The following is a 19,033-nucleotide window of genomic DNA, read 5'->3' as shown; positions in this document are numbered from 1 at the left end:
AAAGATTAAAAAGTTAGGTTTACACCAAGGATAAAAGTTCTTGGCAAGGGGTAGTTCGTGAAATCCTCTCCCGGAACCAGTGCACTGCTCACTGCATTGCCCGAAATCGTATTTCTGCTCACCTCCGGATTGGCACCGCTGTATTTGGTGAAAGTAGCCAGATTCTGAACGCTGGAATAAATCCTTGCCCCTTTAATCACTTTCGAGTTTTCCAGCCATTTCCCGCTAAATTTATAACCCAGCGTCACATTCTGGATGCGCATATAACTGGCGCTTTCTACCCATGATGAATTGACATCACGGTAAATTACCCTGGAACCGTTTGTAGTGGGCGTGAAGCCATCGCCGGGGTTTTCGGGCGACCGCCATCTGTTCAGCACTTTCTGATCTACATTAAAAATACCATCAATATTCAGCAGGTATTGGTTTGCCGTTTTTAAGATTTGTCCGCCTTGCGAGCCTACCAGCAGCAGATTCAAGTCAAAGCCTTTATAACCAAATGTATTTGTTAATCCCCAGGTAAAATCAGGCTGTGGGGAACCGATCACGGCAAAATCTTTTACAGGCTCAATGATCCCGTTGTTATCTACGTCTTTGTACTTTACAGAGCCAACCACAGAAGTAACATGTTTCGGAGAGTTAGCCAGATCATCCTGATCCCGGTAGATTCCTTCCAGGATGTACCCGTAAAATTCACCCACTGGTCTCCCTACCTGCGTAATGTGCTGGTATGATCCTTCACCGCTCCGTCCACTATAAACCGGATCATTATTATCATTCAATGCCAGTACTTTATTCCTGTTAAAAGCGATATTTGCACTCGTGCTCCAGGTAAATTCACCTTCCAGATTTTTAGAGGTCAGCCCAAACTCAAAACCCTTATTTTCAATCTTGCCAGAGTTGATAATCGCATTCGAGTAACCGGAAGACAAGGGAATTTCACTATTGTACAACATGCCCTTCGTGATCCGTTTATAATAATCAAGGTTAACATATACACGGTCTTTGAACAGGCCCAGATCAATACCGGCATCCAGCTGTGAAGACTCTTCCCATGTCAGGTTAGGATTATTCAGGGAAGCAGGGATCCGTCCACTGGCTAACTGTCCGCCGAATGCATAATTAGATGAGCCAATATTGGTGATATACGTATAATTTCCAATGTTAAAATTACCAGAAAGGCCATAAGTAGCTCTTAGTTTTAAATCGCTCAGCCAACCTACGCTTTTCATAAAATCTTCCTGCGACACTCTCCAGCCCACCGCCGCAGAGGGGAAAGTACCATAACGGTTATTACTTCCAAAACGGGAAGATCCATCCGTACGCACCGTACCTGTAAATAAATATTTGTCCTTATAAGTGTAATTTACCCTGGCCAGGTAAGAAATAATAGACCATTTTTGTACATCCGCTCCATAAGAGCTGATAATAGATGCTGCATTGATGGTCTGGATCTTATCATCAGGATAGTTATCCGCAAAAAGGTTCAGACTTTCTGCACGTTCCTGTTGTGCACTATAACCTAATACCACATTCAGGCGGTGATCTTTAGCAAATGTTTTATCATAGGTCAGCAACGCTTCGGACAACCAGTTGAAGCTGGTGGATTTGTTTGTAGAAGAATTTGGCACTACTGGCGGCGGTGCATTTACACCACCTACAAATGAGGGGTTAAACACAAAAGAAGAGCCATTGATATAATCTACGTTGAAGCTGTACTTTAGTTTTAATCCATCCAGCAGCTGGTATTCTGCAAAAACAGTTCCCAGTCCCCTGAAGTTCTTCGATTTAGTCCCGGCAAATTCCAGACTGTTCAGTGGATTTGGTCCTGCATACATATCAGGCGACAATATGTATGGCGTAAGGTTTCCCGAAGCATCAGTAACCGGTATCAGCGGACTGAGCCAGAGACTCCTGCTGAGCACATCCACAAAGTCACTCTCAAAGCTGTTCAGGTGCTGTACACTATTGGTCGGCGCTATATTTAGTCCCACCCGCAACTTCTTGCCGATTTTACTTTCCGTATTCATCCTGATCGCATAGCGCTCAAAACCTGTATACCGCAGCGTTCCTTCCTGGTTCAGATAACCTAGCGAGAAAGAGTATTTTGTATTTTCTGAGCCACCGCTGATACTTGCATCCAGGTTACTGGTAGGTGCGTTATGGATAATCTCATTATACCAGTTTGTACCCTCGCCATATTGTGCAGGATTACGAAAGGCAGCCGGAATATCTGCATCCGTAGCCACTAGTCCTCTTGAGGCAAAATCATCAATAATAATATCTTTTCTGAACTGCGCGAACTCAGTACCGTTCAGCATTTGCGGACGCCCTTTCTGAGGAACCTGCTGAATACCGGTAAACGCACTTACATTGACCACTGGAATTCCACGTGCTCCCTGTTTCGTAGTGATTACGATAACTCCGTTGGAACCTCTTGAGCCATATATAGCTGTAGAAGAAGCATCCTTTAATACAGTTACCGATTCTATATCATTTGGATTGATCACATTCAGAGGGTTGGATACCTGTCCCGAAGTATTTGATATCGGATAGCCATCCACTACAAACAACGGATTATCGCCCGCACCTATAGAACCGGAGCCCCTGATTTTAATTGACGTACCACCGCCTGGCGTTCCTGTTGTGGTGCTGATCTGTACTCCCGGAATCTGTCCTTTTAATTTCTGATCTACTGAACTGACAGGTAAATCTTTCATTTGTGCCGCAGAGAGTGTGGCCACAGCTCCTGTAGCATCTTTTTTTGTAGTAGTTCCGTAACCAATCACCACAATCTCATCCAGTCGCTGGTTATTTGACACCAGTTGTACATCGAGCGTGGTTTTACCAGCGACCGCAACCTCCATTTGGTGGTAACCGATATAACTAAAGGTGAGAATAGCATGATCTACTGTTTTAAGCGAATAAACACCGTTCGAATTTGTTGTGGCACCGGCAGCGGTACCTTTTACTTTTACTGTAACTCCCGGAAGCGGATTACCATCATTTTTATCAGTTACCTTACCGGTAATGGTGATCTGCTGGGAAAGGGCATTTGTAGCTGTTGTCAGTATCAACAAGAGTACACAAAGCAGCGCAGAAAAGAATTTTTGTAAATTTCTTTCAGTCGTCATATGCATTTATATTTGGTTGATCTAAAATAAATCAACCAGTCCTGATCGGCAACCTGCTCTATCCTGTAAATGCGTTATTTTTATGTTTTAAAACGTTTTTATATCAAAAAAGGGCGACAAAATGAATTGCCGCCCGCTCCTTAAATATTTAATTACACTACTTTATCTCGAATACATATTTTCCCGCACCAATCTCATGAACAGCATTCACTTTATTCCCCTTTAACCAGGCAGATTGATTCCCTGTTAGCGGGAAGCGTACGGTTGCACTGGAATTCGATGGCACCGTTACTTCATAAATAACCTGTTTGCCTTTCCTCTTCCATGAAGAACGAATAGTGCCATATGGCCCTGTATGGCTCGCTTCAAAATGGCTTAATCCAGAGACGAAATTAGGCGCCAGAATAATATTTTTAAAGCCCGGATGCTCTTCATCAATCTTAATTCCACCTAAACCTTTAAAAAACCAGCCACCTATTTCACCAAACATCATATGGTTTAAAGAGATATCACGCTCTGCTTTAATATTCCAGTTTTCATATAAAGTGGTCGCCCCATTTACAATCCACCATCCCCATGAAGGGTAAGTATCCTGCGCAGCCAGTTTGTACGCTGTTTCTGCTTGTCCGTTATCACTTAAAGCATTTAAAATTGCTTTTGCTCCAAGTACACCCACATCCAGGTGCATCCCATCAGCAGCTACTCTCTTTGCCAGGTTTTCTGCCACTTTTGCTTTCAGTTCCTCAGGCACGATCCCCCACTGCAAGGCCACACTCAGCTCTGTTTGCAATCCGCTGCCATATATGGCCGTAGCTGTGTTAAGGTATTTGTCATTGATCGCCTTTTTAATCTTTTCTGCCAATGCAGTATAATATTCAGCATCTGCTGTTTTACCGAAAAGTCGTGCTGTTTTAGCCAGAATATTAGCATCTACGTAATAGTAAACGGATGACGTATATTCCAAAGGCGAAGAAGATTTCACAGGCACCCAGTCGCCCCTGCCAAAAGAAGTTAATCCTGCCGGGCTAATCTGCTCTACATAATTTACATAACTTTTGATATTATCATAGCAGTCCGCCAACAATTTACTATCTCCGTAAAACTGATAAATATTCCATGGAATGATGGCGATGGTACTGGTCCAGTCTGTTCCATTTGCTGTACCGTATCCCCAGCCGCCTGTAGGAATAATATCCGGTAATACCCCGTTCGGCTGCTGTTCATCTCTGTGATCTGCCAGCCACTTTTCATATACGGTAATCCCATCAAAATTATACAGACCCGTTTCCACTGCAAAATGACCGTCACCCGTCCAGCCGTTCTTTTCGCGCTGCGGACAGTCGGTCGGGAATCCAAATAAATTAGATAAGTACGAGTTATTAGTTGCCCACCATAATTTATCAATTAGCGGGTTTGAGGAGCTGATCTTACCTGTTACCGGTACATCGCTATGCATAAAGTAACCAGTGATACTACCTTTATCAATTTCTACAGGTTTGCTGCTGATGACTTCTACGTACTGAAAACCTTTATAGTTAAACTTAGGCATAAACTCTTCTACTCCTTTTCCACTCAGGATCAGGATATCGGTCTGAAAAGGATCTTTGTTATCTGCCGGACGATGGTATACATCGATGTTAGACAGATCCAGGCGACCATCAGGAAAGAGTCGCTCTCCATGTTTAATGCGTACAACAGTTCCGCTTTCTCCTTTCACCCTGATCTTTGTAACCCCGGCGATGTTCCGGCCCAAATCAAACACATAAGTAGTATCATTGAACTTTTTAACCGATGCTGCCGGAATAGCCTCCACATTACGGATCGGATGCATCGCCTGACTCACAATATTTTTTGATGGCGCCGCACGAAGGGAAATACCATTCCATTTACTGTCGTCAAAATCCACCGTATTCCATCCCGGTTGTTCCAAACGTGCATCATAATGTTCCGCTGTATATATACTGTTAAATATCACCGGACCGCTATGCGTTTTCCAGCTCCCGTCAGAAGTTACGACTTCAGCAGATCCGTCTTCATAAGTGATGCGCAAGTCTAGACAAAATGCCGGACGCGCTCTCCATGGTGCTTTATCAAAATCCCAAACGGCGAGCGACTGGTGGTTGTACCATCCATTGCCCAGTAAAACTCCTACAGCATTTTTACCATTTTGCAAATTAGCCGTTACATCATAACTCACATATAAGGTCCTCCTGTCGAAACGCGTATACATCGGATCCAGGCGATGGTTACCTACCTTTTTACCATTCAGGTATAACTCATATAGTCCGCCGGCAGCGATATATGCCCGTGCAGATTTCACCCTTTTAGCCGGTTCGAATACTTTCCTGAAATAAGGGGCAGGCAATTTATTTATATTATTCCCATCACTGATCCAGGTACCTTTCCAGTTAGACATCTTCATCATTCCCGTCTCAAAACTCGCTATCTTACCTGCAGCAGCCGGTTTTCCATCTTTATCCCACACTTCTACCAGCCAGAAATACTTTGTAAAAGCATTTAGCTTTTCTCCTTTATAAACAACCAGTGATGCGGAAGAGCTCACCTTACCGGAGTTCCATAACACCTCCTTTTGATTGAGCAGCGCGATAGAATCCGTACCTAAGACAATCCTGTAAGCTGTTTGCTGTGCATCCTGCCGTGTATCTGCAATCATCCATGAGAACCGCGGTTCTGGTGCGTCTATCCCTATAGGATTAACCAGATGTTCACATTGCAGGCCATATGGTGTTGCCGATACATTAGCCAAAATAGTCTGTGTCGACAGCAGCATGAGGATCAGTAATAAGGAAGAGATAAATAATTTTCTTGAATAAAGTTTCATAATATCATGTATGTGCTTTACAATAGTAACATGCGCAATTCTTTACAGCAACCTGTACTATCCTGTTCTCAAATCTAAAAAAAACCAGCTAACTGAAACCAAGCTATATTTTTTATATTTGCCGCTGATGAAATCTACATACCTAATCTTACTTGTTTGTATAGCAGGATGCTTTACCGCTTGTTTCAAAAAAGACTCTTTTGATCCTGAAGCTCAATTCAGAACAGATACGACTATGATCCGTGAATTTGTAAAGAAAAATAACATTCCAGCTATCAAACATAGCAGTGGTATTTTTTATGTGATTTCCACACCTGGTACCGGCGCTTATAAATATACGGCTTCCACAAAAGTGACAGCAAACTATACCGGAAGACTGTTAGATGGTTCCATATTTGATAGTACAACAGGCAAAGCACCAGTTGAGTTTCCGCTTAACCAGGTAATCGAAGGCTGGCAGATTGGTGTTCCATTGATCCAGAATGGCGGGACTATACGTTTAATCATTCCTTCAGGATATGGATACGGAAATACTTCTCAACCTTTGCCGTCAAACTCGATTACCGATTTTGATATTACAATCACGAAGTTACGAGAATAATAAAAGATAAATTTTAAACGCGGAAAGGCTCCTGATTAGGGAGCCTTTCCGCGTTTAAAGAAATTTAGGATATAAACCTGTATAGTTATTCATTGTAAGTGGCTTTCAGGAATCTTGCCATTGCTGCAGGGGAATCAGTATTCAAATAATCCACACCCATTTTGATAAAAGCCTGCCAGCAGGTTTTCGTATCCGGATTACCCCAGAAACGTACCTGTTTACCTGCTTTATGTACAGAATCTACGAAGTTTTGTGATTTTATATAATCAGCTGCTGTCATGCGACCCATCCCATTCCATTTCGAAAATTCATAGAGTCCTACACTAAAAAATGCTACTCTTTTCAGCTGCTCTGCAGCATATGGAGTTCCCCGCTTGCCATCAAAGAAAAAGATAGGGTCAAAAGCTTTAAAACGATCCGGAGCTGGAACGTTTCCCGTGATCACCAACCGCACGGCATCCGGATTAGCCGCCAGGTCAAAATAATGGCGCAATGGTTTCAGCTTTGCTTCCAGGCATTTCAGTGTAGGTTCTCCCGCAGTCTTCAGGTCAATCAGCAATTGAAGTTTACCTCCATCTTTGTAAGCCTTGTTATTTCCGTTGCGTTTAATCTCTCTTAGGAGTGGTTCGATGTACAGGCTTTCTATAGTGCGTTTTTTATCAATATCCTCTATGGTATGCGCTACATAAAGTTCATTACCTTCCAGAAACACGTCCACTTCCATAGAGCCAAAATGGCTGGCATAGGCGGTATGAAAAGGCTGACTTTGCAGATAATCATTGTGGGAATGCGTATTCTTATTTACTTCATACTTATTTACCGGAACATATTCCTGTGCATGAGAAGCCATAACATTTGCAACCTGCATCAGCATTGTACATATTGCAGTGTAAGATAAATGCCTTAATGCTGTACTCTTTTTTCCTTTTTCCATTATCCTTTTTTAGGGGTTTAAACCAAAATTAAAGTCGCCTCATCCTTCCCGGCAGAGATGTCTTGACAGTCGGTATAGTTATTAGCGTACCCATCTTGGGTCAAAGATATACGCTGATGTATTAAACTAAAGTTAGCCTGAAATTATGAAAAGAATACACTACGAGACTTATATAAAGATATCTGGATATACATATATCAAAATTCTTTAAACAAATACATAATTATGCAGCTATCGGTGGCCAAAACTATATAAATCTGCTATTTGTTATCTAACAAATTATCAATAAAACGAGATGATCACTTATCAAATTTGATCAACTGATCGTTTGGAAGATCATACTCATAGAGCAGATCACTTGTACTATCAAAATATAACCACTGAACAACGTTTGTTTTATGCTCGAATGCTGTAGCAATACCAATCATTGTATATTCCTTATCTGCTCTGGTTTGTGCTTCTATAGAATAGGAAAGATCATTTCTATTTTTAATTTGTAGTTTGAGCAACTCATTCTGAGAATTTGCAACATAGTATTCCACAATAAGATAAAGTTTATCCAGGTAGCTTTTTGAATATTTATCAGCTTCAACTGTATAGTATTTGAGTTCTTTCTGGTATCCTTTTCTAAATTCCGAAACCTTACCATCCTTAACTTTTGTTGCGGACACTATACGTTTCGCTTCCTGCGGTAAATCTCCATCACCGGCCATGTAAATCGTGTCTTTTTGCCATGTCAGCTCCACCAGGTCGCCCCTTAGTAAAGTTCTCTTTTCATTAGCGGCATTCACAAAAGAATAATTTTCGCTTCCTTTTCTGGCGTTAAACAGCTCGTAGTCGCCGTCATCATTATACCCAATAAATTCAACTGTAATTCGCTGTTGCGGAATAGCCGCCAAAGTCTCTTTAGGCAGGCTAATCTTTTTTTCTGGTGCCAGAACAACGTGACCTGGTGCTTTTACGCTATCAGAATGACATGATGTGCAAATGTTTAAAGGTAAAATACAGATAATAATAAATCGTTTAATCATGTTATAAGTCGTATTCGTTTTGAAAATTCTTATCTGGTCAGACTTATCGATTTTGTTCGTAGTATATGTCCTTTGTTAGGATCATACTTTTTACAATGTACCCGCGCTATCAAATCATCTGCATATCCTTCCAGTGTTCTGTTTTCATTGTCCCTGGCCGATTCATACAGGTGGTCGCTATAATCCACAAAGAATCTTTTTCTGTAAAAAAATATAGTAATCCGTTTGCTACTATCGGTTTTTATAACAGGATAATGCCTATTGACAAACTTACTGATGGTGTCTAATAGAATTTTGTCGGACACTCCCTCGTAGTTAGCAATCTGATAGTATTGCACCACATCTGTTGTACTAAAAAGCCTGTTATCCAAACCTGTACCGGTAAGAAATTTCGCATTGTATTCTTTACTTATTGGTTCTATAAGCAAAGCTGAATTATTCTTACAACCACTCATAAAAATGCCTGTCAGGATAAGAAAAAAAGCTGTTTTAAAAATTCCGGCCATCATAAAGAATTATCTAATAACCAAAATGGTTATCGCAATTTACAAAATCTTAAGAAAATCAGAGAGGCTATTGACGGAATGAGCTGATACTTTCGTTTCAGTTCCGCATAATTTTGACTATTCTATACCACTATCCTGCAATTAAATCTACCAGATTTATAGATTTAATTTGATACTATAAAAATTGATTATAGATTTACGGGTATCTGCCTAATGAATACAACACACATGAAAAAGATCCTATTTATAACAGCCCTGATATCAATTAGAATATCAGCACTGATTGCACAAACGCCAGTTACGGTCAACCAAAAATCAACCACCAGACATGGCCCCGAACAAGGTTCCCTGCTGATTATTGGAGGCAATGTTGGGTCAACTTATTCGGTATGGAGCAAATTTGTGGAGCTGGCTGGCGGAAAGGATAAGGCACACATTGTAGTGGTTACCGCCGCCGGAGGAGACTCTGCTTTATACGATAACAAATCCGTTGACGAGGTAAAAAAGCAAACAGGTATCAAAGATGTGGTGCTGTTGCATCCAAAAAGTCTGGCCGAAGCTAACAGCGACAAGTTTGTTGCCTCCATTAAAAAAGCGACGGGGATTTATTTTATTGGCGGCAGGCAATGGCGTATTGCCGATGCTTATCTGAATACACTTGCTCACCAGGCATTTCTCGATGTGTTAGCAAGGGGCGGTGTAATTGCAGGAAGCTCCGCTGGGGCCAGTATCCAGGGTTCGTTTCTATGGAGAGGCGATACGAAGGGAGCACAGATTTTGATAGGCGACCACACTCAGGGATTGGCTTTCCTCAAAAATTCCGCTATTGATCAGCATTTACTGAAACGCAACCGGCAGTTTGATCTGGTAGATTTTATCAGGACAGCACCCGAGCTGATAGGTATAGGCCTGGATGAAGCTACAGCAATTGTGGTTCAGCAGGATACTCTTGAAGTGCTGGGAAAATCATATGCAGTAATTTATGACTATCAAACAATTGTGGGTGAGGGTAAAATGCGGGTAAATAAAGACATAGAAGAATATTCCGCTCCAGCAGGTCCCTTACTATTTTTGTCTGAAGGCCAGAAATATGATTTGAAAAACAGAAAAGTGATCCCTGCAAGACAGATTTCTGCTATACAAGCCGTCCCCGCTAATCAATAACACACGCACTAAAATCAGAGCGATCAAATTTATGTTGATCTCTCTGATGCAAAATCAGGGTTTTAGCGATAGGTATTAGTACATACCGTATTTGTCCCGCCAATAGCTTAATCTTCTTTTTGATCCTTTTTCTTTTTTGTATCAGGCTTAGTTTGTCCGTTCGGAATTGGTGTACCTGTAGTATTTTTACCAGAAGAAACGCTCGAAGCATCACCAGTTGCCGGAGCAACCGGCCCTACAGGTTCAGTATGGTCTTTTTTACTCATCGCTGTATGTGTTACATGACAGGCTTGCAAGGAAAATACCGCTATTGCTGCTATAAATAAGTTTTGAATCTTTTTCATGGTATATGATTTTATAACCTGATAATCGCAAATAACGTGCTAGGTATTATTTTAGAAAAGGTTACGTACAAAAAAGCTGCTCCGTAAAAAACGGAACAGCTTTCTCAATTATATTGTTCTCCCCTTAGAACTTGAAGTTCACAGCGGCTTCAACCGTAAAAGGACGGATATAAGAACTGGTTAAAACAGAATTATAATAAGGTGTTGGATCTGTAATCAGCTCTGCACCATTGATCGTACCCTTTGCACCGTTCTGGTTCAGGATGTTCACTACGGTTAAGCCTAACCCAATATTTTTCTTTGCCTGGTAATTTACACCTGCAAATGTTTCCCACCAGCCTTTGAAATACAGGGCATTCGTTAAGTTGGCAAACTGGTTACTGAAGTAACGTGCGCTTCCCCAAACTTTCCATTTTTTGAATTCATAACTTGGATCAATCTCCATCAGTGTTTTGGAAACACCAAGAACGTTATTATTGGTAAAACTGTAAGCACTGTCAAAAGCGTTAAAATCGTAGTTCTGATAAATCGGGTTTTGGAAAGTAATCAGGTAATGCAGACTAAAACCTTCGAAAGGCTTGGCAACGATATCGGTTGTCCAGCCCGTAGTTTTAATATCATATTGCTGATAAACCACATTAGACTGCGCAGCATCGGCCGGATTAACAAGATTTAAGCGTTGTACATAGTTGTTTCTGGTTAGGTAAGTCAATGCAGATACTACACTGATTTTTGGGCTGTTAAAATACAGACCTATACTTGCATAAGGACTTTTTGTTTTTTTGTAATCAGGTTTATAACCTCCTGAGAAATCTTCCAGCTGACCATGTTTTTCGGTATAAATAAAATCACCCGTTACACCAAAGTTGTCAGTCGCCTTGTAAACCAGGTTCACAGCAGCGCCCATATGCATCCAATCATAGTTGAAATAGCTTTTCTCCTGACCTGCAAAGCTAAAGTTAGCCGTTCTTGGCTGTGCATAATAATCACCTTTCAGCTTATGATAACGTAAATTCACACCATAGTTCATCGTGAACTTATCAGAAATTTCCCAGGCATCAGACATATATGCCGTAATCTTATTTTCGAAACCATTATGGTATTCTGCACCGGCATTATAGTTATAAAAACCATCAGCATCTGTAGTAGGGGAAAGTAATTGACGCGGTTGTGCTCCTACTTCCTGGAAGTAGGAAGAACGGTTGGTAGTGAACTTGTCAACGTTATGGTAAGATTCGGTTATGCCGATACGCCAGTTGTGCGCACCTGCCTGTTTGTTCAATTCAAATCTTGAATTGATAGTTCTTACAGGTACGTTGAGTATAATTCCACCAAGAACCGTTTGTACAGCCCCTGTATAAACACTGCCATCATCTTTATAGCTGAAACCATCAGCTGCAGTTACCTGTCTTATCGCTAAAGGAGTAGTAGATGTAGAAGAGACGTTAGCCTGGTGATAACGAACGATATATTTAAAGTTCCAGTTATTTTCAAGCTTATAATTACCCAACAGGTCCAGCGTATGAGAACTTGTCATTCCATAATCTGAACTGCCCATGTCTGACTGATAATTTTCACCCGTCAGAGAGTTGCGCATGTTCATCAAACCATCACGCTTAAAATAAGAATCAAGACCGGGTCTGAAGTTACCCAATTCTTTGATTGTCCCCCCTTCCTGGTAGGTAAAAGCTGCATAGTTGGTTGGCAGGGCAAATGATCTTGCATATTTATATAATAAGCTAATCTCTCCTTTGCCATTACTGAAACGTTTAGTTAAACCTGCACGATAGATTTGTGTTTTATCACTGTAAGTCGTAAAACCCGGATCAAAAGTCATAGGGTCATAGTTGACGAAAACACCTGCGCTATATGCCCATCCATTCTTGATAGGCCCGGAGACATTCACATCACCTTTAAGCCATCCATAATGACTGCCGGATAAGGTACCTGCAACCTCTAGTGAATCGCCACCTAGTTTAGTGTAAGAGTTAACAGCATATCCGAAGTCGCCCGTCAACAATGCCTGTTCTCTTAAACCCATCAGGCCAGACTTACCTAAACTTACACTTGAGCGCCAGGTTCTGCTTGGCAACTCCGGCCAGAAATAATAAACTACTGGTAAATCATTCTCCATAATAGTTGTACCACCAACACTGGCCGGCAAACCTATATTTACTTCACGCGGACCATTGTTATTAGCCGCGTTTAACATCACATTACGATTTTCTTCTTCTTTACTGTTTTTTGATCCTGGTTTCTTCTTCACCTTGATCGTGTCTGGCTCGGCAACCTCCTGACCAAAGGCCATGGAATCGGGTAGGAATACACTTGATACTAGGAATAGTGCACATAACTTTACGGTCTTAAATCTCATACAATCGGGAATTTGGTTTTAATATTGATCTGGTATTGTTGTTTTATAGTATTATTTTACGTTTCGCTCTTTTATTGCATCAAAATGAGGCAATGGTAATTTTAAAAAGTTTGATCCCATTACGCTAAATCTTATGCGCAAGAGGATGTTATCAGGAAATGAATGTGGTTATTTTAGCAGATCTTCGTATAACTGCCGTAGTGTAAAGCTAAGTTCGAAATTGAAGCTTTTTGTAAAGTTGAGGGGGAGTATCTGGCCATCATAATAGGATTTAGCTTATATAATTTGGTTATGGGATAATACAGGTGCTAATTTTTCAAAAATCAATATAATATGCTGCAAAAAATGCACAGCAATATAAATGTTACAACAGCGATAAGGGTCAGATTGTTTTCTTAAACTTAGCAGGACTATAATTTAGCTTTCAACATACGTGCAGCCTGGGTATATCCCCCATCGGAACCATCTACAAAATGAATATGTGCATCATCCATATTTCTGACATAACAGGACATTATTGATGCATTGCTGATATGCAGACCATAATATATTTCCCCCGCAGTCTCCATTTGCTGCAACCGCTCTTCTAAGCTGAAACGCTGCGCAGCTGTGCCGGAAATTACCGTATTAATTCTGCCATCTATCACCAGCGTATCGGACATCTGAACCAACTGCTCTAAATATAATTTTCCCTTGAGCGTACGGAAATAGATATAACCATAGGCGTTCAGGATCATGGCGTGAATTACCTTTAATACGCGTGACTTACCTAGCCTTGCCAGCAACTCTGTTTTCAAACTATTGTATGAAGTCTTGAGGCGTAATTTGTTGATAGATATCGGTTGTCTTTGCTGTGGCGGACCATAGATTTCATCCATTAATTGTATCACTTTTCTTAACACTGCAGATTGCCTGACTCCCTCTCTTGCAGTAACCAGTAAAGCGATTACTTCTTCCTGATCTTCTGGTACCGCGATTCTGTCCCAGCGACACTGCATTCCCGTCATATCTGGTTCATCTTCGTCATCGGGATATTTGTCCGCCAGGTAATCCTCTCCTTTGATGAGTTTTTCAGCATAATCCAGTCCCTGTCCAAGCACTACCGGGATAGAGAAAACAGATGACCTGCTATGTTTTGAAACACGCAGCTCATAACCATCATCATAGATCTTCCGGACAGGAACTACTCCGGCACGCAGCTCCAGTTCAAAGTTGTTAAGAGAATTCACTTTATATTTAGATAGTGCCTGCATCACCGCATCAATAATCAGAGGCGGAACAATAAACGTTGCACCATCACCACCAAAGAAAAAAGGGACGTCGACATTCATCTTATTGGCAATGTTCAGCACAATAACAATGCTGCCCGTAGCCAGGAAATTGACTGTTTGATGCTGCCCGTTCAACACAGCTTTAGTAGAGTTTTTTATATCCGTAATAACGATATGCCAGTCGGCCGGCACCTGAATAAAAAGGGCTTCATCATTTAACAGCTCATCTAAGTCAATACCATTTACAGGAAGTGATGTATAAAATAATTCTGTGGTAGCTTTCATTATCAAATCTTCAATAGGTACTATGGATGTACGAAGATATCTAATTATGACGTGGAATTATTAACAATAAGCTACATTGAAAATATGATATAGTTATATATATAAATATTGATATCTATATACATAACTATCATTCAGGATAAAAAAGTAAAAGGCCGGCATCCACCGGCCAATCTACTATCTAACCTAATTTTTAACTTAAATCTGACCTTTCACTTCACCGCAGGTCAGCATATTTTTCGGATAATAAGGGTTCCTTATTTCCTTTTCTTTACTTAGCCAGCTTGCGCCCGTCATAGGGCAAACCTGTAAGTAAACCGTATTTTTTTTCTGTACAGGCATTTGCTCTGCCATAGTCCACATCAGTTTAGATAACAGGATAAAACCAGCGCGCTGTTTGTTGATGTCAGTTGTTGCCGCTATTTTTCCCGCATATAAGCGTATGCTGTCTGTACCATCAATTTTATTAGCTGCCTTCAGCAAAGAATCTGCTCCTTTTGCCACACTTTCCTTATCGGAAACGATCAGGCTGTTTTTCATGTTCAGGTAATAGTTAATTGCCTGTTGTTTGGCTGGTACTTTTTTCTGCGCCACTGCAGCAGAAAAGGAACACAGCAAGACTAAGTTGAATAGGATGTATTTCATATTATTTATTTTTTAATAACTGATCAATTTGTTTTGCCATTTCTTTCAAATGCAGCTTATCGATATCATCTTTTGCATGGATGGCACGTATTTGCTTGCGTATCTCTGCTGCATGCAGACGGGCTATCAGGTGTACATCACTGCGGTCTGCCTCTGATAACATTTTCCCTTCTGCATTGGCTTTTGTCTGAATCAATGCGCTTAAGCGTTCAACGTACATGCGTTCTACATTCCTTCTGAACATGTTGCCCATCTGGTCATTTGTAAAATCTTTCCATACGGCTTTCTGTACATCCTGAAGGAATTCTGCTACAGGGTAGTTGTATTGTTCCTTCATATCGATCTGCAACATGTTGTACAGAAGTCCCGGACTCAGCAACATCAGTACAAATTGATTCTGTTGTGCGGTAATATCCTTGATGATATCAACACCACTGATCTTATTGGTAATTTCTTTCGGATATAACCACATAGGTGCGTCAAATAACTGGCGACCAAAAAAATCCATTGCTGCTTTTACCCGTTCTTTTTTTACAGCTGTATATACAGGTCCATTTTCTTCAGAACTTTTAAGGGTAGTATATTGTCCGGTAACATTTGTCATCACATGATAAAGGAACCGGCTGTATTCCGTTACTGCACCTTTATGGAGACTTTTCAGGTTATCATACATATCCCCTTCTTCTGCTGTCCAGTTGACTAACTGAGGCACTACCCTTTTCAGGTTCATCAATCCGTAATCGCTGGCTTTTATGGCATCATCGCCGAGGTCTTCTGCCTGACTACGGGGATCACCGTTTTTACCTTCGCCGCCAAACCATAATTTAGGATTTGCCGCCAGGCTGTCAACAATCATTTTGCTTAGAATCTTGCGGTCTGCAAATTCATCTTTAGTATCAAAAATATTCTTATATCCCCATTCTATCGCCCATTTATCATACATACCAATCCTTGGATAAATACCCGCTTTACCAATATTGTCTTCAGGTTGCGCCACATAGTTGAAACGTGCATAATCCATGATGGATACCGTATGACCGTTGGCTTCCACCCATTTTTTATTACGCAACAGTTCTACCGGAGTATGGCTGCTTGCCCCCATGTTATGACGCAAGCCGATCGTATGCCCTATTTCGTGTGAAGACACAAAACGAATCAGATCACCCATTAGTTCATCATCAAATACAGGTTTCCTTGCCCTTGGATCTAATGCACCTGCCTGTAACATATACCAGTTGTGCACCAGTTTCATTACATTATGGTACCAGCCTACATGACTTTCGATAATCTCACCACTACGCGGATCACTGATTCTTGGGCCGTATGCATTGGCCTTATCAGAGGCAAAATAACGGATCACGGAGAAACGTGCATCTTCCAGGCTCATCGTCGTATCATTAACCGGCCATTCTTTGGCGATGATTGCATTTTTGAATCCAGCCTGTTCAAAAGCCTTTTGCCAGTCGTTCACACCAGCAATCAGATAAGGTCTCCATTTTGCAGGGGTAGCAGGATCTATATAATACACGATCTGTTTTTTAGGTTCTACCAGCTGACCTGCCTTGTATTTTTCGATATCTTCATCTTTAGGCTCTAAACGGTAACGTTGTATCAGCGCTAACTTTTGTACCTGCTGAGAATCATCTGCAAAAAACAGATAGGAATTTCCGAAGTAACCCACACGCTCATCTAATAAACGTTTACGCATCGGTACTTTAGGCAATAAAACCAGCGAAGTATTCATTTCAAGCGTGGCGGAACCTGTAGCGGATGCCGCTACGCTACCCATTGTAGCAGAATAAGTTTTAGTTGTTTTTACCTCTATATTAATCGGATAAGCATTGATGCTGTTTAGAAAGGAACGGTCATCTGCAAAACCACCCAATTTGTTTTCTGTTTTCATTGCCGCACTCATCGCAACTACCGCGTTATCTTTTCTAAAGAAATCTGTCACATCAATCACCATGGCCGAGGTAGCCGGATTAACCGCCTTAATATCAAAAATAGCAATGATCGGATTTATAGCGGAATTTTTGACTGCACTATAGATCGCCTGATTGGTATCCAATGCCATTTGATTTTCGAGTCCTGCTCTTAAAAGCAATTTATTTCCCTGCCCTTTTTCAAAATATAAAGTTTGTTCATTCGCTTTTTCACCACCGTATGAACCAAGGCCCATAGGTGTACCTACATATCTTGTAACCGCCAGGATATGCCTGTTTAATAAAGAATCTGGAATCTCAAAATACCATTTGTTATCGGTGTAATGCACAGTAAACATACCTGGTTTGGATAAAGCACCCGAAGGGATGATTTTATCATAGGAACCAATTTTTGCTGGCTTAATGCTTTTCTGTACACTGTCAAGCGTTTTAACGGGAATAGAAACTGTTTTTTGCGCCTGTAACCGCAGAGCAAAAAACAGTAAAAAGATAATCGGAATTGTTCTCCTCATTTGTGTGTGTTGAAAAAATTAAAAAGGTCTGGTTTCGTCTGTATTGAGCGTTAACGATGGATTGGCCTTCAATACATCCTGTGCGAAAGGGATAATATATAAAAACGAGTTTGGCTTTAAAGTATATGTTTCCTGTGGAACTGTTTTGTTAACTAGAGGAAATACCCTTACAATGGTTTTAGAATAATCAGGTTCCGTATTTAACCTGCGCAGATCCCAGAAACGGTTAAAACCAAATAACAACTCACGGCGACGCTCGGCGATCACCATATTCATCGTTTCTTTGACAGTAGCCGGCACAGCCAACGTAGCACCAGTTAGTACTTTCTTCACGCGGATTTCATTCAGTAGTCTGACCGCTTCTTCACGATTACCTGCTCTGGCTTCACATTCAGCCAACATCAGTATCACTTCCGTAGTTTTCATACCTACAGTGGGATAAAAGAAAGTATTGTATTTTGGAGTCCACCATGCTGATCCTGCTGCAACATCAATCCATGAGGCATTCGTGGTATCAAAAAACAGGTTAAAGCGTGCATCAGTAGTACCAAATAGTGTACGCAATTCCGGACTGATCACAAAATTATAACCAAAACTCAGTTCGTTATACCCTGTCATAAAGAGCAGGTTTAACACTTCCGGGTTTAGATCTGCAGTAACAAGTGGTTTAACAGCTAACTTGCTATAAGCAACTAAATCGTAGATTTTACTATTTAAAGCCAGGGACTGCTTCGCTGCTGCTGCTGCTTTTTCAAATTCTTTCTTGAATAAATGAACCTTAGCTCTTAACGCATAAGCATAGGCCAGCGAAGGATGGTATGGATTTGCAGGATTTGCCTGCAAAAATGGAATCGCCTCATCCAGATCTTTCTCCACAAAAGCATACACTTCTGCTACGCTAGATTTCTTCGGTTTCGCCTCGAGATCATATTTATCCATGATACAGATACCACCATCAGTGGCTGCTGTAGCCGCATCATAATGTTTAGCATAGGTATTCACTAGTAAAAAATGCTCAAAGGCACGGTTAAGCCTGGCTTCTGCCTTAGCCAGCGTTTTTAGCTGTTGATCTCCCTCACTGTCATCAACTAAACTGATGATGATATTCCAGCGGTTAATATATACATAAGCCTGATTGTACAAACTTGATGCTGTTAGGAACTGAGGTCTGTTAATTTTCTCATCGAACTTAAAATTGATAGTATTAATATTGGTAGGAACACCAATCACATTTGATTCTTTCATGTACTGGTCGTCAACCAAATACTGGAAGGTATTAGTTGGATAACTACGACTTGGCAATTCAATCAACTTATAGAACTCTTCTGCCTTTTGAATAGTGACTTTACCTTTGGGTTCGAGGTCCAAATATTTCTTGCAGGATACATTGAGTATCACCGGCAACAATAACAATATATATATGATTCTTGATTTCATGTTTGTATGA

13 protein-coding genes are annotated in these 19,033 nt (G+C 40.9%); 2 read left to right on the top strand and 11 right to left on the bottom strand.

Features of this window, described 5'->3' with window-relative positions; translation table 11 throughout:
- Positions 1 to 5: 5 nt before the first annotated feature.
- Together OQX62_RS04855 and OQX62_RS04850 are read right to left on the bottom strand one after the other, a co-directional pair.
- Positions 6 to 3,134, bottom strand: a complete 3,129-nt coding sequence (locus OQX62_RS04855; RefSeq protein ID WP_265830285.1) for a SusC/RagA family TonB-linked outer membrane protein — start codon at positions 3,132 to 3,134, stop codon at positions 6 to 8.
- Between the two features lie 157 nt (positions 3,135 to 3,291).
- Positions 3,292 to 5,976 (bottom strand): alpha-L-rhamnosidase, encoded by a 2,685-nt coding sequence (locus OQX62_RS04850; protein ID WP_265830284.1) that lies wholly within the window; start codon positions 5,974 to 5,976, stop codon positions 3,292 to 3,294.
- A gap of 127 nt (positions 5,977 to 6,103) precedes the next feature.
- Between OQX62_RS04850 and OQX62_RS04845 the strand changes: the two genes are divergently transcribed.
- On the top strand, positions 6,104 to 6,577 hold the full coding sequence (locus OQX62_RS04845; protein WP_265830283.1) for an FKBP-type peptidyl-prolyl cis-trans isomerase: 474 nt from the start codon (positions 6,104 to 6,106) through the stop codon (positions 6,575 to 6,577).
- Positions 6,578 to 6,662: 85 nt separating this feature from the next.
- On the opposite strand, the gene OQX62_RS04840 is transcribed toward OQX62_RS04845, so the two are convergent.
- From OQX62_RS04840 to OQX62_RS04830, 3 genes are all read right to left on the bottom strand, one after another.
- Entirely contained in the window at positions 6,663 to 7,511 is an 849-nt protein-coding gene (locus OQX62_RS04840) for a phosphatidylinositol-specific phospholipase C/glycerophosphodiester phosphodiesterase family protein (protein WP_265830282.1), read from the bottom strand.
- Between the two features lie 299 nt (positions 7,512 to 7,810).
- On the bottom strand, positions 7,811 to 8,542 hold the full coding sequence (locus tag OQX62_RS04835; protein ID WP_265830281.1) for a hypothetical protein: 732 nt from the start codon (positions 8,540 to 8,542) through the stop codon (positions 7,811 to 7,813).
- A gap of 29 nt (positions 8,543 to 8,571) precedes the next feature.
- Complete coding sequence (locus tag OQX62_RS04830) at positions 8,572 to 8,970, bottom strand: hypothetical protein (protein WP_265830280.1); 399 nt, start codon at positions 8,968 to 8,970, stop codon at positions 8,572 to 8,574.
- A 306-nt stretch (positions 8,971 to 9,276) separates the two neighbouring features.
- Between OQX62_RS04830 and OQX62_RS04825 the strand changes: the two genes are divergently transcribed.
- On the top strand, positions 9,277 to 10,212 hold the full coding sequence (locus tag OQX62_RS04825; RefSeq protein ID WP_265830279.1) for a cyanophycinase: 936 nt from the start codon (positions 9,277 to 9,279) through the stop codon (positions 10,210 to 10,212).
- A 107-nt stretch (positions 10,213 to 10,319) separates the two neighbouring features.
- Here OQX62_RS04825 and OQX62_RS04820 read toward each other — a convergent pair whose 3' ends face one another.
- From OQX62_RS04820 to OQX62_RS04795, 6 genes are all read right to left on the bottom strand, one after another.
- A complete protein-coding gene (locus OQX62_RS04820) occupies positions 10,320 to 10,556 on the bottom strand; it encodes a hypothetical protein (RefSeq protein ID WP_265830278.1) in 237 nt (78 codons plus the stop codon).
- A gap of 124 nt (positions 10,557 to 10,680) precedes the next feature.
- Entirely contained in the window at positions 10,681 to 12,930 is a 2,250-nt protein-coding gene (locus OQX62_RS04815; RefSeq protein WP_265830277.1) for a hypothetical protein, read from the bottom strand.
- A 410-nt stretch (positions 12,931 to 13,340) separates the two neighbouring features.
- Positions 13,341 to 14,486, bottom strand: coding sequence for a DUF3095 domain-containing protein (locus tag OQX62_RS04810; RefSeq protein WP_265830276.1), 1,146 nt, complete (start codon positions 14,484 to 14,486; stop codon positions 13,341 to 13,343).
- A 198-nt stretch (positions 14,487 to 14,684) separates the two neighbouring features.
- Positions 14,685 to 15,131, bottom strand: coding sequence for a DUF3347 domain-containing protein (locus OQX62_RS04805; protein ID WP_265830275.1), 447 nt, complete (start codon positions 15,129 to 15,131; stop codon positions 14,685 to 14,687).
- 1 nt (position 15,132) lies between these two features.
- Entirely contained in the window at positions 15,133 to 17,586 is a 2,454-nt protein-coding gene (locus tag OQX62_RS04800; RefSeq protein ID WP_265830274.1) for a zinc-dependent metalloprotease, read from the bottom strand.
- An 18-nt stretch (positions 17,587 to 17,604) separates the two neighbouring features.
- Positions 17,605 to 19,023, bottom strand: a complete 1,419-nt coding sequence (locus OQX62_RS04795; protein ID WP_265830273.1) for a RagB/SusD family nutrient uptake outer membrane protein — start codon at positions 19,021 to 19,023, stop codon at positions 17,605 to 17,607.
- Between the last annotated feature and the right edge of the window lie 10 nt (positions 19,024 to 19,033).

The organism is Pedobacter sp. MR2016-24 (assembly GCF_026239655.1).
Taxonomy (GTDB): domain Bacteria; phylum Bacteroidota; class Bacteroidia; order Sphingobacteriales; family Sphingobacteriaceae; genus Pedobacter.
The sequence above is the reverse complement of the archived record's forward strand: the minus strand, read 5'-3'. Positions and strand labels throughout refer to the sequence as shown.

Bases quoted from the DNA above. Each gene is read 5' to 3' on its own strand.
- OQX62_RS04855 (WP_265830285.1), bottom strand. From the start codon at position 3,134: ATGACGACTGAAAGAAATTTACAAAAATTCTTTTCTGCGCTGCTTTGT.
- OQX62_RS04850 (WP_265830284.1), bottom strand. From the start codon at position 5,976: ATGAAACTTTATTCAAGAAAATTATTTATCTCTTCCTTATTACTGATC.
- OQX62_RS04845 (WP_265830283.1), top strand. From the start codon at position 6,104: ATGAAATCTACATACCTAATCTTACTTGTTTGTATAGCAGGATGCTTT.
- OQX62_RS04800 (WP_265830274.1), bottom strand. From the start codon at position 17,586: ATGAGGAGAACAATTCCGATTATCTTTTTACTGTTTTTTGCTCTGCGG.
- OQX62_RS04835 (WP_265830281.1), bottom strand. From the start codon at position 8,542: ATGATTAAACGATTTATTATTATCTGTATTTTACCTTTAAACATTTGC.
- OQX62_RS04815 (WP_265830277.1), bottom strand. From the start codon at position 12,930: ATGAGATTTAAGACCGTAAAGTTATGTGCACTATTCCTAGTATCAAGT.
- OQX62_RS04825 (WP_265830279.1), top strand. From the start codon at position 9,277: ATGAAAAAGATCCTATTTATAACAGCCCTGATATCAATTAGAATATCA.
- OQX62_RS04805 (WP_265830275.1), bottom strand. From the start codon at position 15,131: ATGAAATACATCCTATTCAACTTAGTCTTGCTGTGTTCCTTTTCTGCT.
- OQX62_RS04810 (WP_265830276.1), bottom strand. From the start codon at position 14,486: ATGAAAGCTACCACAGAATTATTTTATACATCACTTCCTGTAAATGGT.
- OQX62_RS04820 (WP_265830278.1), bottom strand. From the start codon at position 10,556: ATGAAAAAGATTCAAAACTTATTTATAGCAGCAATAGCGGTATTTTCC.
- OQX62_RS04795 (WP_265830273.1), bottom strand. From the start codon at position 19,023: ATGAAATCAAGAATCATATATATATTGTTATTGTTGCCGGTGATACTC.
- OQX62_RS04840 (WP_265830282.1), bottom strand. From the start codon at position 7,511: ATGGAAAAAGGAAAAAAGAGTACAGCATTAAGGCATTTATCTTACACT.